At 42.0% G+C, this 16,209-nt stretch carries 16 protein-coding genes; 7 read left to right on the forward strand and 9 right to left on the reverse strand.

All coding sequences use genetic code 11. The annotated features are described in order from the left end of the window. Positions 1 to 240: 240 nt before the first annotated feature. Positions 241 to 1,329 carry a citrate synthase/methylcitrate synthase gene (locus R2B72_RS16520; RefSeq protein WP_318617903.1) on the reverse strand — a complete coding sequence of 363 codons (1,089 nt, stop codon included), beginning with the start codon at positions 1,327 to 1,329 and terminating at the stop codon, positions 241 to 243. A 106-nt stretch (positions 1,330 to 1,435) separates the two neighbouring features. Here R2B72_RS16520 and R2B72_RS16525 point away from each other — a divergent pair, with 106 nt between their 5' ends. The 3 genes from R2B72_RS16525 (at position 1,436) to hepT (ending at position 3,202) form a co-directional block, all read left to right on the forward strand. Continuing rightward, positions 1,436 to 2,317, forward strand: a complete 882-nt coding sequence (locus R2B72_RS16525) for a LysR family transcriptional regulator (protein WP_318617940.1) — start codon at positions 1,436 to 1,438, stop codon at positions 2,315 to 2,317. A gap of 74 nt (positions 2,318 to 2,391) precedes the next feature. After that, positions 2,392 to 2,808 (forward strand): type VII toxin-antitoxin system MntA family adenylyltransferase antitoxin, encoded by a 417-nt coding sequence (gene mntA, locus R2B72_RS16530; RefSeq protein ID WP_318617904.1) that lies wholly within the window; start codon positions 2,392 to 2,394, stop codon positions 2,806 to 2,808. Continuing rightward, positions 2,798 to 3,202 (forward strand): type VII toxin-antitoxin system HepT family RNase toxin, encoded by a 405-nt coding sequence (gene hepT / locus R2B72_RS16535; RefSeq protein WP_318617905.1) that lies wholly within the window; start codon positions 2,798 to 2,800, stop codon positions 3,200 to 3,202. Before mntA ends, hepT begins: the two co-directional genes overlap by 11 nt. 37 nt (positions 3,203 to 3,239) lie before the next feature. Here hepT and R2B72_RS16540 read toward each other — a convergent pair whose 3' ends face one another. Next, the gene (locus tag R2B72_RS16540) at positions 3,240 to 4,328 is read right to left on the reverse strand and encodes a CotH kinase family protein (RefSeq protein ID WP_318617906.1); all 1,089 of its coding nucleotides are present in this window, start codon (positions 4,326 to 4,328) and stop codon (positions 3,240 to 3,242) included. 177 nt (positions 4,329 to 4,505) lie between these two features. Here R2B72_RS16540 and R2B72_RS18715 point away from each other — a divergent pair, with 177 nt between their 5' ends. Beyond that, positions 4,506 to 4,844: a CotG/ExsB N-terminal domain-containing protein gene (locus tag R2B72_RS18715; protein ID WP_412177873.1), complete on the forward strand. Its 339-nt coding sequence runs from the start codon at positions 4,506 to 4,508 to the stop codon at positions 4,842 to 4,844. Positions 4,845 to 5,492: 648 nt separating this feature from the next. Beyond that, on the forward strand, positions 5,493 to 7,178 hold the full coding sequence (locus tag R2B72_RS16545; RefSeq protein ID WP_318617908.1) for a methyl-accepting chemotaxis protein: 1,686 nt from the start codon (positions 5,493 to 5,495) through the stop codon (positions 7,176 to 7,178). A 136-nt stretch (positions 7,179 to 7,314) separates the two neighbouring features. On the opposite strand, the gene R2B72_RS16550 is transcribed toward R2B72_RS16545, so the two are convergent. The 5 genes from R2B72_RS16550 to R2B72_RS16570 form a co-directional block, all read right to left on the reverse strand. Then, positions 7,315 to 9,249, reverse strand: coding sequence for an ABC transporter permease (locus tag R2B72_RS16550; protein WP_318617909.1), 1,935 nt, complete (start codon positions 9,247 to 9,249; stop codon positions 7,315 to 7,317). Then, the gene (locus tag R2B72_RS16555; protein WP_318617910.1) at positions 9,221 to 10,003 is read right to left on the reverse strand and encodes an ABC transporter ATP-binding protein; all 783 of its coding nucleotides are present in this window, start codon (positions 10,001 to 10,003) and stop codon (positions 9,221 to 9,223) included. The genes R2B72_RS16550 and R2B72_RS16555 overlap by 29 nt, the downstream gene beginning before the upstream one ends. 197 nt (positions 10,004 to 10,200) lie before the next feature. After that, positions 10,201 to 11,214, reverse strand: coding sequence for a sensor histidine kinase (locus R2B72_RS16560; protein WP_318617911.1), 1,014 nt, complete (start codon positions 11,212 to 11,214; stop codon positions 10,201 to 10,203). Next, positions 11,211 to 11,915 carry a response regulator transcription factor gene (locus tag R2B72_RS16565; protein ID WP_318617912.1) on the reverse strand — a complete coding sequence of 235 codons (705 nt, stop codon included), beginning with the start codon at positions 11,913 to 11,915 and terminating at the stop codon, positions 11,211 to 11,213. The genes R2B72_RS16560 and R2B72_RS16565 overlap by 4 nt, the downstream gene beginning before the upstream one ends. Positions 11,916 to 12,086: 171 nt before the next feature. Beyond that, positions 12,087 to 13,079: a lipoate--protein ligase gene (locus R2B72_RS16570; RefSeq protein ID WP_318617914.1), complete on the reverse strand. Its 993-nt coding sequence runs from the start codon at positions 13,077 to 13,079 to the stop codon at positions 12,087 to 12,089. A 140-nt stretch (positions 13,080 to 13,219) separates the two neighbouring features. Between R2B72_RS16570 and yhfH (R2B72_RS16575) the strand changes: the two genes are divergently transcribed. Both yhfH (R2B72_RS16575) and yhfH (R2B72_RS16580) read left to right on the forward strand, forming a co-directional pair. After that, complete coding sequence (gene yhfH, locus R2B72_RS16575; RefSeq protein WP_318617915.1) at positions 13,220 to 13,345, forward strand: protein YhfH; 126 nt, start codon at positions 13,220 to 13,222, stop codon at positions 13,343 to 13,345. Between the two features lie 79 nt (positions 13,346 to 13,424). Continuing rightward, positions 13,425 to 13,550, forward strand: coding sequence for a protein YhfH (gene yhfH / locus R2B72_RS16580; protein WP_318617916.1), 126 nt, complete (start codon positions 13,425 to 13,427; stop codon positions 13,548 to 13,550). Positions 13,551 to 13,821: 271 nt separating this feature from the next. Here yhfH (R2B72_RS16580) and hemY read toward each other — a convergent pair whose 3' ends face one another. After that, entirely contained in the window at positions 13,822 to 15,237 is a 1,416-nt protein-coding gene (gene hemY / locus R2B72_RS16585) for a protoporphyrinogen oxidase (protein ID WP_318617917.1), read from the reverse strand. A 28-nt stretch (positions 15,238 to 15,265) separates the two neighbouring features. Beyond that, positions 15,266 to 16,198, reverse strand: coding sequence for a ferrochelatase (gene hemH, locus R2B72_RS16590; RefSeq protein WP_318617919.1), 933 nt, complete (start codon positions 16,196 to 16,198; stop codon positions 15,266 to 15,268). Between the last annotated feature and the right edge of the window lie 11 nt (positions 16,199 to 16,209).

A 16,209-nucleotide genomic window follows, 5' to 3' on the forward strand; every position in this document is an offset into this window, starting at 1 on the left:
CATATACGATATCGTTTCATCAACATCACCTCCGTACAAATCCTTTACCCTTTGCACGGAAAAATAGGCATGCTATCAATAGACTTTTAACTATTTTTATAGTTTTTTATATGCTGTTCTAGTGCCTCCTCGTATTTCTTCTATGTCTACTAATTTCGACACTCGTAGAAGTTTTCCTTTATTCTAAAATAACTCCGGCTGCGCAATATAGCCGGAGTGTTTTTATGGAATGGGCCACCTTCAATCAATCCATTCCCCTGTATACACAGACTGTGGGCGAAAAATGGTGTTGTCACTCGACTGTTCTATCGCATGTGCCGTCCAGCCGACAATTCTTGCCACGCTAAATGTCGGTGTAAAAAGTTCAGGTGGCATATTGATAGAGCGCATAATGGCAGCGGCATAATATTCGACATTCGTATACAGTTTCCTCCCTGGCTTGTAAATGTCCAATAAAGTGATGATTTCTTTTTCGGCGGCTGTTGCTAAATCTAACCAGCCGTCCTTCCCTGCCATATGAGTACAGGTATCCCTCAATACAATCGACCGAGGATCTTCTGTTTTATAAATTCTGTGACCGAATCCCATAATTCGTTTACCACTCTTCATTTTCTTTTCAATAACTGGACAGATATTTTCTGGTGCTTTGATTTCTTCCAATAATTCAATGACAGCCGAGGGGGCGCCTCCGTGTAATGGACCCTTCATTGTACCAATAGCTGACGTAACTGCTGATGTGACATCTGATTCGGTCGAAATAGTGACGCGTGCTGCAAATGTGGAAGCGTTCAAACCATGCTCCATCGTCAATTTTAAATAGGTTTCGAGTGCCTCAACCTGCACTTCATTCGGAATAATGCCTGTCAGCATCCATAAATAATTCGCTGTGTGAGCTAAAGCTGGATTGGCTTCCACTATCGGTTTCCCCTGCTGATTTCGGTAATGGCGCGCGATGATGACCGGAAGAGCGGCCGTCAAAATGATTGCTTGGTCCTTGACTGGTTGCTCGTTAAAACTTGTGGAGGCATAGCCAGAAACTGCCGTCCGCATGGCATCCATCAATGGCATATCACGAGGTAACGCATCAATAATGGCGACAATATGTGGTGGGAGTACTCTTCCTACCATCATTTTTTCATTCAATTCTCTTTGCTCATCTTCTCTTGGGAGACAACCATGCCACAGGAAGTAGGCTACTTCTTCAAATGAATGAGACGATATGAGATCGCCCACTAAAACACCCCGATAGCGCAATTCCCCCTTTTCTCCATCAACAGACGCAATTTTCGTATGCACAGCGACCACATCTTTCAACCCTCTTTGAAACATAACCATTCCCCCTTCTTTTCATTAGTATAAAGTGGAGGTATGATTATAGAAATTGAATGTTTTTTATCGATTCGATTACTATTATTAATCAAAGAGGTGCTGCCTTATCGATTATCAATGGCTAAAAACGTTTGCGATTGCTGCTGAAACATTAAATTTCCGGAAAGCTTCCGAGAAATTGATGTTGTCCCAACCAAGTGTCACCGTCCATATTCGACTACTGGAGGAACAGTTGGGTACCAAGCTGTTTGACCGCATGAACAACCGTGTCACTTTGACGGATGCTGGTAAAGTTTTTTATCCAGAAGCAGTACGACTCACTAACGATATCGAATCTAGTGTCAATCGAATGCATGCATTTTCGCAAGGTTATCGCCGGAACTGGACCATTGCCATTTCACCGTTAATGGCCGAGACGATTTTACCTTATTTTTTGCGGACATTCATCGATCGTCACAAAGACATCGAAATCTCCATCCGCATCGAAGAATCTGAAGCTATCGAACAACTTGTTGACAATGGAGATGTCCACCTCGGCATCTCTGCGCTAGATAGCAAATATAAAAATATTGAATCGATTCATATGTATGAGGACCCCACTTTATTCATCATGCCAACCGACAAATACGATGAGGAAAGTGGTCCGCCCATTGACGTTCCTGATGTACTACGGATGAATTATTTATTGACACACCATCATCCCGTCTTTTGGGACGACTTACTGTTTACGCTTAACAAACATATCTCCGGCATTCGAACGATGAAAGTGACACAAGCGCATATCGCAAAACGCTTCATTCAGGAAGGACTCGGCGTCTCTTTTCTGCCACATTCCATTGTGCGACGCGAATTAATTGAAGGCAGACTGATGCAACCATATTTCGACCTGTTTGAACTACCAACTGTCTCAACTTATATCCTTGTGAAAAAGAAAGGCGAGCTTGAGGTAGAATTTATGAATGACATTGCTAATTATTATTTTGGGTAAACTTGCTTGAAAGTCGCACGGTACCAGACAATTCACCCGATCATTTTGGTATACTAAGAAGACCACGTAATGGCGTGATTTTTTTGCATGATAAAATCTTCCAACAGGTTCGTACATTTATTACAGAAAAATTAGATCCCGCTTTTATTATCATTTTTGGCTCGTATGCAAAAGGTACGACTCACAGTGACAGCGATATTGACGTGGCTTTCTATCGCGAGGATCAATCCTTTTCTGCCTATGAATTATTCATGTTTGCCCAGCAATTAGCAGACATCATTGGTATTGAAGTTGACCTGATTGATTTACAAGAGGCATCTACTGTTTTTGCAGCGCAAATATTTTCGACCGGTGAAGTCATTTATTCCAAAAACGACAACTTACGAATGGAATTGCATATGCGCACATACAGCATGTACGCCCGGCTAAACGAAGAACGGCAACCCATTATTGATAAAATAATTGAAACGGGGTCAGTTTATGGAAAATGATGTCATTCTAAATAAAATCACGGTTATTGAAAGATGCCATACTAGAATAAAAGATGTATACGCTGGGGATCCAAATAATTTAACAGATTTCACTAAACAGGACTCCATCGTATTGAATATTCAACGTGCTTGTGAAGCATGTATTTACCTTGCTATGCATGTATCAGCCGAAAAGAAGTTCGGCTTACCCCAAAAAAGTAGAGAAGCCTTCGAACTGCTTCACACAAATAATGTAATTACAGAAGAAACTGTCACTAATATGAAGTCAATGGTAGGTTTCCGCAATATCGCCGTCCATGATTATCAAGCTATTAACGCTAAGATTTTGGAAAAAATCATTGAACATCACTTAGATGATTTCATTTCTTTTACAAAACAAATTCTTGCTTATTAAATCAAACACCCCTCTCCGCCATGGAAAGGGGTTTAAACTACTCTAATGTATCCAATTGACTTCGAACATACTCCCCCCGCGCTTCAATATACGCACAGATAAACGCTGGCTCTTGATCAAATATATGCAGATTGTCCTTTTCATACGGGTCTTTTTCAATATAAGGTCTAATAAGCGCATGCAATTCTTCAATTTTAGGCTTTAAATAGTCAACGGTAAATTTGTTATTTAAAATATCTTCTAGCATTTTTTTATAGTGATTGCGAAACGTCTTCACATCAAGAATCCGCGCAGTAAGTGTGTTAAATCCTTGGATTCTCAGATAGTCTTCGCGCATCATCTCTCCCTCGACATCTCTCCCCCATGTCGCGTCATAATCCCACGGAATCACTTCAAATAAGCCAGTCTCTCCATTACGGTACAAGGCATAGTTATGGACAAAACCATCAAAGTTTTGGGTAAAAACTACCCCAGCAAGCCAACGAAGATACTTGTCAATATTGACGTACTTAACGATTTCAGTTTCAAATTCATCCCTTGGAATTGTATTAATGCCAAGGATCAGTTCCTGCAAATACATTTCATCCTGCTCTGTACCATACTTTTTTTCATAGCCAAGACCAAGCGATTCCTTCACTTTTTTATCAAGATCACTCATTAATGAAAAGTTGGCGTCTCCATCAACCGCGTAGAAAATTGCTCCTTTTGGTAAATTTCGATTCGTTAGGAAATATTCATCGACTGACTCTAACTCCAAATAAAGGCCCTCATTCTTGCCATTCATTTTCAAAAAAACGAAACGCGAGTTTGGGGACAAACAACCGATTTCATTAAAAAAGTCAAATGACAATTTGTTTCGAATTAATGACGGATCTTTAAATTCCGCATTCCAATGAACTTCTTTTGCCTGTCGATATGTGGTTGGCTTGTAAAAACTGACATGATACGATTTCTTCGGTAAATCACGGATATGCGAACCGCGATAAGCTAAGTCGATGGCATATTTCTTTTTGTTAATCGTCAGTTTGGCAGCCACTGGATCATCTTGCCAAATATCTTTTCGCAGTTCATTTCTATCTGAAGGGTGAATAAAGAGCTGATATTCAGGGATTGGCATATGCACCATCCTTTTTCCATTTACCTTATTCGTATGAATAACGAGAGATGGTTGTCACCGTATAATTTATTGGCAACGAGTAAACGATTGTCCCTACTTCGTTTTGGACAGCCACGTACCTTATAGAAGGGGAGGAATTTGCTCTTCACAAAAAAGAAAGGGGGTTAGGATATGTCTAATTTCTCTATGGACAATATATACCGAGCAGTTGACAATGCCAGACGTTCGGGGCTAGGAGATTTCCTTTTTCAGGAACCCACTAGTAACCGAGGGCGTTCAAATCGCTGCCGATGCAATGAATGCAACCGACGCCGCACAAGTAGGAGACCGCAGACTTCTCGTCCGGCAAATTCAAATCGTTGTTCTTGCCGCGTTGTAGGACAATCGAACGCTAACCGATGCACGTCACGCAATCCAAGACGAACAGATCGGAATCGATGCACTTGCCGCACCCAAAGTCAATCGAACTCTAATCGCCGTAATCAAGGCTGTTGCGGCGGAGTCTACCGTCGAAATCGCTGGTAACTAGCAACGCAATTAGACATTTATATTGAACAGGGGTTATCAAATTAGTCGCAATCCAGCGACTTACTTGATAATCCTTTTATTTTTCATTGATAAAAATAGGGTGCATGGAAACTGGATGCCCCATTGAAAAATTGGTTGGAAGCATCCTTCTCGCTGGAAAGCGCAATTTTTCTCTCACTTTATTTCAGCTAGTCCATAAGATTAAAACTAAATACAGCCTCATTACTTTCTTCCCACTGTTCAAAATACGTCGAACATGGGTGATTCATCTCCAATTACTTTTGTCTTATTTTGTCGAAAACACACTTTTTTTCGATGTGATTTGTTGATTGTTTACTAAATTCTCTTTACTATTGAAATAAATCAGTAGGTAATTTTAATTAGTACCCATTACACATGTTAATATCAGTTATTAGTTATAAGTGACTATATTTGTCACGCCTTATATTACTACGGAAAGGTATTGATCGCTATTGGACAGGGGTATTCAATAAGGAAAGTAGAGGGGTTTGAAACAACGTTGACTTTTGAAGTTTTATCGGCAGGCTAACTTTAGGACAATCTTTAGACAGTAGTTTTAGCATTAATTGTGTAGATAGAATACAAGAAGTGGGATGAATAAAACTGGAAAAGGGGTCATAATGGATGAATTTTACAATTGGCAAGAAATTGTTAGGTGGATTCTTAAGTGTTGCAGTTATTCTTGGAATCATCAGCACTATATCCTATTACAATATACAGAAGGTAGATAAATCTTTTTCTGATTTAGTCGATCGGCGTGCGGTTATTGAATCGCATGCACTGAAAATGGAGACAATTACTTCCCGAGAAATCAGTAACTTGCGGGGTGTGCTATTGCAGGAAGTTGGTACACCAGAAGCGCTATCAAAAGTGATTGCTGACCTTAATGAGCACATTGAAGCTGCCCACAAGTTAGCGAATCGACCAGAACTCAAGGATACACTTACACAGCTGAAAACAATGAATGAAAAGTTTAAACAGGAAGCAGATAAAGTTATAAGCTTGATGGAGTCTAGTCCAGAAAAAGCTGAAAGACACTCTTTTGCGGTAGCAATGCCTTTGGCGAGGGAAATACGCGATATCTCAATTCAAATAGCCCTAGAACAAGCGGAACTTATGAAGGAAGAAAGTATTGCTAGCTCTGAATTGGTTAGTTCCGTTACTTCGACAGTTCTCACCTTAAGTGTAATTGCTATTATTTTGGCGATTTTAATAGGCGTACTCATTACCCGAATGATTACAAAACCATTATTATTAATAGAAAAAGCTTCAGAGGAAATCGCGTCAGGTGATTTGACCCAAGAGGATATCAAAGTAAAAAATCGTGATGAACTTGGGAATCTTGCAAAATCCTTTAACAACATGAAAACGAATCTTCGTCAATTGATCCAACAAGTTAGCTTAGATGCCGAACAAGTAGCGGCAACATCCGAACAGCTTTCCGCCGGTGCCGAACAGACCGGTAAAGCAACTGAGCAGATCTCAATTGCCATTCAAGAGGTGGCTTTAGGTTCAGAAACGCAAGTCTCCCATGCAAGAGGAGCTTCTCAAGCAATTACAGATATTTCAAGTGGTATGAATCAGGCTGCATTTTCTATACAATCCGTCGCAGATTTAACGACTACTACGAGCGAAAAAGCAACCGCTGGAAATACTGTTGTTACTCAGACCGTTGAACAAATAAATCTTGTGCAACAGTCCGTAAGCGAATCGAGAGAGGTTATTAACGCCCTAGGTGAAAAATCAGGGGAAATTGGCCAAATCGTTGAATTGATTACGCAGATTGCTGATCAAACGAATCTCTTAGCTTTAAATGCCGCAATTGAAGCTGCGCGGGCCGGGGAGCATGGTCGAGGGTTTTCAGTCGTTGCCGATGAAGTTAGAAAGTTGGCCGAGGGGTCTGGACAAGCCGCGGGTCAAATCCGTAATCTTATTCTAGAAATCCAAACTGAAGCGGAGAATGCCGTTCAATCTATGAATCTTGGTTCATCCGTTGTTGAGCAAGGTATTCATATGGTTCATCAAACAGGTGAGGTCTTCAAAGACATATTAGTGGCTATTGAACAAGTAACTGCGGAAGCACAGGAGGTTTCTGCTATTATTGAGCAAGTTAATTCAAGCTCGAAAAATATGGTAGATACCATGGAAGGTGTAGCTTCAATCGCTGAACAATCTGCTGGAAATACACAGAACGTGGCTGCTTCAGTTGAAGAACAAAATGCCTCAATGGAGGAAATATCAGCTTCAACAATAGCTTTGAGTTCCATGGCCCAAGATTTACAAGAAGTAATAAGTACCTTTAAAGTTTAATTTGGTGCAGCACAAGTTTTTGTACTGAAAGCGAAGCCTCCGGCGTAATTGATTAAACAAAACCCCTTACAAAAAGTTGTGAGGGGTTTTCGCTGTTCTATAAGACTGGTGAATATGATCAATATACAATCAGCTGTCACCCCGGTGCTTTAATATGCGCAAGGTAGCGCCAACGTATTAAATAAAAATAGATGATTTGCATCAATGTAAAGCCTGCCAAGACAAGTACAAGTTCTTTTACAATAGAAATTTCTGCAAGTGCGTCCCAAATCACTTGCAATGATAGAAATGCAAAAGAGCTATGGACAAACGCCACACCCCACGGGAAGAAGAACTGGGGAATTAATTGGCGATTGACGATCTTTTTAAATTCCCGGTCTGTAATACCCATACGTCGGAGCACATCGAACTGTTTTCGATCACGCTCAAGTGAAGTATATAATCTAAAATAAATAAAGCTGCCAGCTGCCAAGAAGAAAACTGCGGCCAGTAGTAATCCAATGAACAATAGCAATGAAAACGTCGTTCGAATGACTGAATAGTTCAAACCAGGGTTGACGAAGGAATATGGCAACTTTACGGCTGTCCCTGCAAGAAATGATTCTGTATCTGTCGTATCAATCGATAGCCCGATATCCTTTGTCTCCTGCCAATCCGGCACGTTAAAAGCATAATAATTAAAAGAAGATAAACCTTTTGTAAACGCTGTGTCGAACACCTTATCATAATCTGTATCATTCAACACAATAGCGTTTGTCGCAATGGAATATGATGAAAACAAATGATACGGATAGGCCCCATCAATATTCACCATCACTTTGCTTTCTTCCAGTAATGTCCTCACTTTTCGGCTGTTCAGCTGGTCATAGGCGGACATAGAAGGCGGAAGGAATTGCGCCTCTCCCTCTAGTAACTCCACTGCTGGGTAACCAAATGACAAGGCCAACATATTAACATTTGATAGCTTCAATATGGCAACTGGTTTTCCAGTGAATGATGATGTTTGCTCCAGTACTTGGAATCGAATAAGAGAATAATCGATTTTATCGGTGTTAAGTTCATTAACCAACTGCGCGATATGCTGTCGTTCAAGCTCATTGTCTTGTTTACTTTTATAAATAAGGCCTAGCGGATGCATTTCACGGTACTGAGAAGCGAATGATGTCAACGATGCCAATAGGCCAACTGACATAAATGCGATGGTCGACACCATCGTCACGATGAAAAACATACGTGCATTTTCACGTAACCGGACAACACCCTCTGATATCGACAGCAACCAAAAGTGATGCCAGTATAAGCGCTTCCGCTTACGAATCTGGTGTAACAACAACGGTAAGGAGTCTGAGAAAAAGTAAAAAGTACCAATTGTCGCTAAAGGTGGCAAGAAAAATAGCAAGCCAATGACCACTGAATTAGTCGTACTCGCCGCCATCACATACGCCACCCCTAGAAACAGCAACCCTAGATAACCACGACTTCTCGAATAGCCATATGCACCTTGATTCCCCGCTTCCCCTTGTATGAGATCTGCCACTTCCCCCGTTCGAATAAACACCGGAGCGACAAATGAAATAATAATAAATAAGCTCATAAAAGCACCAATAGTCAAGGCAAATGGTTGCCAAGAAACATAGAGTGGTAAAGCAGGCAACAGGACAATTTCTCGGACAATCATAAAGAAAAACTTTGAAAACATAAAGCCGAGAAACGTTCCAGCAGCGATAGACATCATACCAATAAACATCGTTTCAGTAAAAATAAGTCGATTCAGCTGGCGTTTGGCCATGCCTAAATGGAGTAAAATACCGAATTCTTTGGACCTCGCCTGCAAAAATGCCCGCATCGAATAAAACAAGAAAAACACTGTAAAAATATATAAAATAATTTCTGCTGCACCCATACCTGTGATGGCAATTTCTTGGATGAATCGATTTTCAATGGATGGATGGAACAGTAACATCGAATACAAGAAAAACACCATGACCGAAAAGACACTTGCCATGAAAAAAGCGGCATAGATGCGTCGATTGCGAACGACGTTACGGTAAGCGAACTGACGAAAGGTCATGTACATTTCCCCCGAGCAGCGACAGGACGTTTAAAATACGTTGGAAAAACGTCTGACGCCTTTCATCTTTATAGATTTCATTGAAAAATTCGCCATCCTTAATGAATAACACACGGTCACAATAACTGGCAGCAATCGGATCATGTGTCACCATAATCACTGTTTTTTTCTCAGTTTTATTAATTTGACTGAGCAGTTCAAGGACATCTCGGGCTGATTTTGAATCTAGATTTCCCGTCGGCTCATCCGCCAGAATAATTTTTGGCCTATGGATGAGAGCGCGCCCAATCGCCGTTCGCTGTGCTTGCCCACCCGATAACTCATCAGGTCGACGGTTCAAAATATCCGACAAATCGAGGCGTTTGGCAAATTCCGCAATACGTCTTTCCATTTCCGATACGGAAATCCCATCGAGGGTTAAAGGCAATACAAGATTCTCTTCTACCGTCAGCATTTGCAGAAGGTTAATATCTTGAAAGACAAAACCAAGATTTCGTCTTCTGAATAACGCTAACTCATTTTGTCCGAGTGTTTCGGGTTCAATGCCATTAATCATCAAGCGCCCATAGGTTGGTACAGTAATCGTTGAAATTAAGTTCAACAACGTTGTTTTCCCACTGCCAGAAGGCCCCATGACCGCAACAAATTCGCCTTCCTCCACTTCAAAATCGAGGCGGTTCAATGCGCGGTGCATCACTTTTCCTTCATAGATTTTCGTCACTTCCGTCAATTCCACGATTGTGTTCCGTGTCATCCGCTTGCCCCGCCTTTCCATTTTTTATCAATTACGCATTGGCGTAATTGCGAATCGAACTGCGAAGGGTTCGATTTGCCGTATTTCTGTGGTTTTTGCAGAAATTAAGGCACATAATCAGGACGTCGCGTACTTAGACTGCCTTCCTTTAACTCCCTTCAAAATTTGTGACATCCGCCGGAGGCCTCTTAATTCAATTAAGCAGGGGCGAACTCCCCCTGCTTAATTGAATTAAAGAGGACAATCACTGTTGTGCCCGTCCCAAGTTCCGATTCAATCGTTAATGGATGCCCCAATCTATTACATACTTCCGATGCGATATAGAGTCCCATCCCCGTCGATTCACCTGTCAGTCGACCATTTTCGCCTGTAAAGAAAGCTTTTGTCACGCGGTTCAAGTCCGACGAGGGTATGCCGATTCCTTCATCTCGAATCATTAGTTGTATGCCCTGCTCTGTACTAGTCGCGGTTAAATGGACTTTTTTGCCTTGCTCAAAAGTATATTTCACCGCATTGGTTATAAACTGCCCAATGACGATTTTCAACCACTTCATATCTGTCGCAACCGTAAATTTTGCATCAATTGAAATGACTGGGAATACACCATTGATGATGAACAGCCGCTTATGTTCTGTAACAATTTCCTGCACAACCTTTTTCAGTACAACTTGCTCAATGTGCATATCCTGTTCAAATGTTTCCAAGCGTGCATTAACGAGGACAGAATCGAGCCCGCGTCTCAATTTGTCAATTTCTTCTTTGATGCTATCGCGGTCCAAGTCATCTTGCTCCTGTAACAACAGTCCTATGACAGAAATCGGTGTTTTCATCTGGTGCACCCATTGGTTCATAAAATGGAGCTGCCGGTGTTGAGAGGCATATAACAGCTGTACTTCGTTTTGATACAGTTTATAAAGGTCGCGTGTGAAGTCCGTTGTTTGTCGATGTTCTGGTGCCTGCGCATGGCGTATGAGCGCATCTTCCATCTTATCTGGCTTGCGTGTGATGGCTGCGTAAAAAGACCGCCTCATGATAAATTTGCCGACCAAATAGCCCGCTGTCAACAGCATGCTCATACTAATGGAGTAAACAGCTGTGTTAAAGTTTCGGAAGCCATCTAGCCAATATAACAGTAGAATGAACAGCACGAGTAGTATTTGGAAAAGGAGAAACGATAGATGCTCCTTTACGAATAGCGTAAACTTTTTCATGATTCCTCTGGCGCCAATAAGAAACGATACCCCGCTCCACGCACCGTTTCAATGGATGATTGAATGCCGTATTCAGCCAGCTTTTTTCGCACGCGGGTCATATTAACGTTTAATGTATTTTCATCAACAAAGGATTGATCATCCCATAGCTCTTCCAATAGCTTTTCACGTGACACTACTTTTGGTGTTGCGTCGATGAGTAGCTCTAAGATGACACATTCTTTTTTTTGCAGGGGTACAACATTGTTGCGAACCTGCAATTCCATTCGTTCGATGTATAAATTGAGCACTCCAGCCTTCACCGTACGTTCAGATTGGTTCGGTGCATATTCACCAAACGTTCTACGTAAATGACTTCTTATTTTTGCAAGGACGATTTCGTAATGAAAAGGTTTCGTAATGAAATCATCGCCACCATTTTCCAACGCAAATACTTGGTCCATGTCACCAGATCGCGCGGAGATGAATAAGATAGGACAGGTGGTATGTTGGCGAAGTTGACGGCACCAATAATAGCCGTCATAAGAAGGCAAATTGATATCGAGCAAAATAAGATGTGGCTCAAATGCCAGGCACTCCTCTGTTACCTGTTCAAAATCTTCAACAATCGCAACATCATATTGGTATTTCCTAAGTGTTTCTGCTAATAGCTGTGCAATTTTCCGGTCATCTTCAACAATAAAAATACGGTGATTTTCCATCTGTTCAATCCTCCTTAACAGTTATTTTTAGTATAACCTAGAAATCATTGTCGCGCAGTGAGGACCTATTGTTATGTAGGGATACTTCTCTACGCGAGGCGGCTCTCTTGGCACGTGAGGCAATTAATCCACAAAAAAGAAGCCTGACACATAGTCAGGCCCCGTTATTCATCAATAAATTAATTGCAGAAACTCTTCTTTCGTAATACCACCAAGATATGCCGGAATATCAATCACGGTAAGGGCTTCGCTCATGGACTGTCTGTCATACTGAACACCCTTCAAGCTGTCTTCAATGACGGAAACTTCACCAACACCAAAGAAATCGCCGAAAATGTTCACGTCTTCGATGATGCCTTTATTGACATCCAGTCGAACGTCAATTCCGCCCACTGGGAATCGATGCGAATGCTGCATGTTGAATTTGGGTGATTTCCCATAGTTCCAATCCCAGTTTGCATAGCGTTCTTTCGATAACGCACGAATGTTTGTCCAATCGTCATCCGTCAGCTCCATGTACTGGATATTTTCCTCACCACCAAAAATCGAGGTCAATACGTTCATGCGAAACTGTTCGATCGTCATCGGCTCTTCAAGGAATTCCGAAATATTAGCTACACGACTGCGGATCGACTTAATGCCTTTCGATTCAATTTTATCTTTCCGTACTTTCAGGGCGGAAACAACCCGCTCCATTTCCGTGTCAAACAACAGCGTACCGTGGCTAAACATACGACCATTCGTTGAAAACTGTGCATTCCCTGAAATCTTGCGCCCCTCAACCAAAATATCATTACGCCCAAGAAGTTCCGCCTTCACCCCCATTTCAGCAAGTGCTTGAACAACCGGCTCTGTGAACTTTTTAAAGTTACGGAATGAGTCTCCATCGTCTTTTGTAATAAAACTGAAATTCAAATTGCCGTGGTCATGATACACAGCGCCGCCACCAGATAGACGACGAACAACATGGATACCGTTAACATCCACATAATCTGTATCGATCTCCTCAATCGTGTTTTGATTTTTTCCGATAATGATCGATGGTTCATTAATATAGAACAGTAAAAATGATTCTTTCTCAATGTCCATATTTTTCAGCGCATACTCCTCAATTGCGAGGTTAATGCGCGGGTCAGTAATCCCTTTGTTATCAATGAAATACATGTAAATCGCTCCTTACTCAAATAGACTCTCATTTATTTTATCTGAAAAGTGGAGAAATGTGTTGACATTTGATTCACTGTTATAATACACTACTAATAACAAATTTAGTACTAGTACAAATTGAAAGGGGAGAATGAATCATGATCGACAACGTCATCGAGTTTTTCAAAAACCTACCTGCCAAAGTTTGTACGTCTTGTGGAAATGACATCGAAGAACAGCATGAATGCTACGGCAACAAATGCGACTCTTGCAATATAGTGTAATTTTTTTTGCAACCACTGTACTACTACAACGTTTTTTTAAAATTTAGTACTATTACAACTTGGAAGAGGTGAATACGCTATGATCGAAAACGTCATCGAGTTTTTCAAAAACTTGCCTGCTAAAGTTTGCATCACTTGTGGCAAAGAAATCGAAGAACAGCACGAGTGCTACGGCAACAAATGCGACTCTTGTAATATTTTATAAGCATATCAATGACACCTCGGCGTGATTGCGTCCGGAACTTTTCGAGCTTGGGGCCTACAAGGGGGAAGGATTGAACTGCATCCTTCCTTGTTGCTACAGGACATGGCGTACCTAGGTTGCCTTCCTCTTTATTTGGGTTCAGTGAGAGTTTGAACATCCACTGAACAGGAAATAAAACCGCAAACACGCGTTACTTTTAAAGGTGAGAATTATCTGCCGAATTCAAATAAAACAGCCGTGGAAATCATCCCCACGGCTGTTTTTTATTCAATCAAAATAGTTCATCCAAAATCTCTTGCACTGCCGCCCTACCTTGATCGATACAATCAGGTAAGCCGACACCATTATAAGAAGCACCCGCTAGTTTCACGCGTGGAAACTTCGCCTGCAATTCCAGGCGCGCTGCCTCAATACGTTGTTTGTGACCAACCCGATACTGCGGTCGATCTTTTTTCCAACGAGTTACTACTGTGAAATCCGGCTTGCCTGTTATGGTCATGATTTTACCCAAATCTGCGAGAACAATTTTTTCAATTTCAGCATCTGGCAAATCAACAATTGCCTCGTCGCCCACGCGCCCAACAAATGCACGAATCAGTACTTTTCCTGCCGGAGTCGTTGTAGGCCATTTGCGATGTAACCAGGTACATGCTGTAATCGAATAATCACTACTTCTCGAAACAAGAAAACCCGTTCCTTCTTTATCTTGCACAACGGCAGCTTCAGGAAACGCTAACGTAATCGTGGCAACAGACGTTGTAGGAATTTGTCCCAAGTCTTGTAGCAGACCATGAGGTACAAACAAGCGACTTGCCATTTCGTGACCCGTCGTCAAAATAACCGCATCTGCTTCAATTTTCCGTCCATCATTCAACTCAACAATCGTTTGATCCCCTAAAGACTCAATCGCCTCTGTTCGGACGCCCTTCATGACAGATCCCGGCTCGAGCTGTTGTTCAATAGCTTCTACTAGCGTCTCCAGCCCATTACGGAATGTATGGAAGACGCCTTCCTTCTTTGCGCTGTGACTATTCTTCTGCGGTAATTGCTTAGGTGTCGTCTTTTTCATTCCTAAAATAAGACTTCGATGCTTTTTCTCCACTTCGTAAAACTGCGGAAACGTCGATTGCAAACTCATTTGGTCGATATCTCCTGCGTAAACACCAGACAATAGCGGTTCAATCAAGTTTTCGACGACTTCCCTCCCAAAACGTCTACGGAAGAAGCCCCCTAATGACTGGTCGCCTTTCGCGTCGGATCGCGGGAGAATGAAATCTCCCGCTGCACGTATTTTCCCTGTCCATGAGAATAGCCCTGTCTTCAAAAATGGTGTTATTTCTGTCGGAATCCCCATCACAGAACCACCCGGAATCGGATGCAGCGTACCATTGACAAAAACATAGGCCTGTCCAGTCGCATTTTTCACGAGTTCCCCTTCGATTCCAAGGTCCTCCGCTAGAACGCCCATACTTTTTTTACGGATTAAAAATGAATCCGGACCACGCTCAATGACAAAACCATCACGTCGCACTGTCTGGATCTTACCGCCGAGTCGGTTCGATGCTTCAACTAAAATAACGTCAAGGGCAAGCCCTTTTTCACGTGCTTCTTTTTGCATATAAAATGCCGCCGAGAGGCCTGTAATACCACCACCGACGATGACGACTTTTTTATTTTGCTCCATCATAGTCCATCATCACTTTCTATCGATAATATTAGGCTTCCTTCATTTTATCAAACACCGCATCCACCATCGCATCGACAAATAGTGAATTGACGTTCGGCATGGCTGGGCGGTAATAGGATGCACCGATGTCATCACAGACAACCTTACACTCGTAATCATTGTCATATAACACTTCAAGATGATCGGAAACGAAACCAACTGGTGTGTAAACGAATGTAGAATACCCTTTTGCCGTATGCAAATCACGAGTCAAATCCTGAACGTCTGGCCCAAGCCAAGGTTCTGGTGTCTGGCCCGCACTTTGCCAGCCAACTTCGTAGTTTTTCACACCAGCTGCTGTCGCAATAAGGTCTGCTGTCTCATTCAATTGATCAGCATACGGATCACCGTTCGCTAAAATCTTTTCAGGTAATGAATGTGCTGACACAATCAGGCATGCAGTCGCCCGTTGTTCTTCGCCCATACCTTCAAATGTCCCCCGAACTTGCCCCGCCCAATACTCGATAAACTTCGGCTGCTTGTACCAGCTTTCCACCGATGTAATAGTCATTCCATGCTTGTCAGCTTCTTCTCGTACACGTCCATTATACGACTTGATGGAAAACGTTGAAAAATGTGGTGCCAATACGATTGATACCGCTTCTTTAATACCATCTGCATGCATTTTTTCGACTGCATCTTCGATAAAAGGCGCGATATGTTTTAATCCAATATAGACTTTGAATTCAATGTCATTCTGCACTTCATTCAAACGGTTGCAAAGCGCATTGGCTTGGTCTTCGGTAATTTTGGCAAGTGGGGAAATTCCACCAATTGCTGCATAGCGGTTGCGTAAGTCCTCCAATTGTTCCGGTGCCGGCGGGCGACCATGACGGATATGCGTGTAATACGATTCAATATCCTCTTCCTTATTCGGAGTCCCATAAGCCATTACTAAAAGTCCCATTTGTTTCTTCGTCATCACGTTCACCT

This window comes from Sporosarcina sp. YIM B06819, from assembly GCF_033485175.1.
In the GTDB taxonomy this organism is placed as follows: domain Bacteria; phylum Bacillota; class Bacilli; order Bacillales_A; family Planococcaceae; genus Sporosarcina.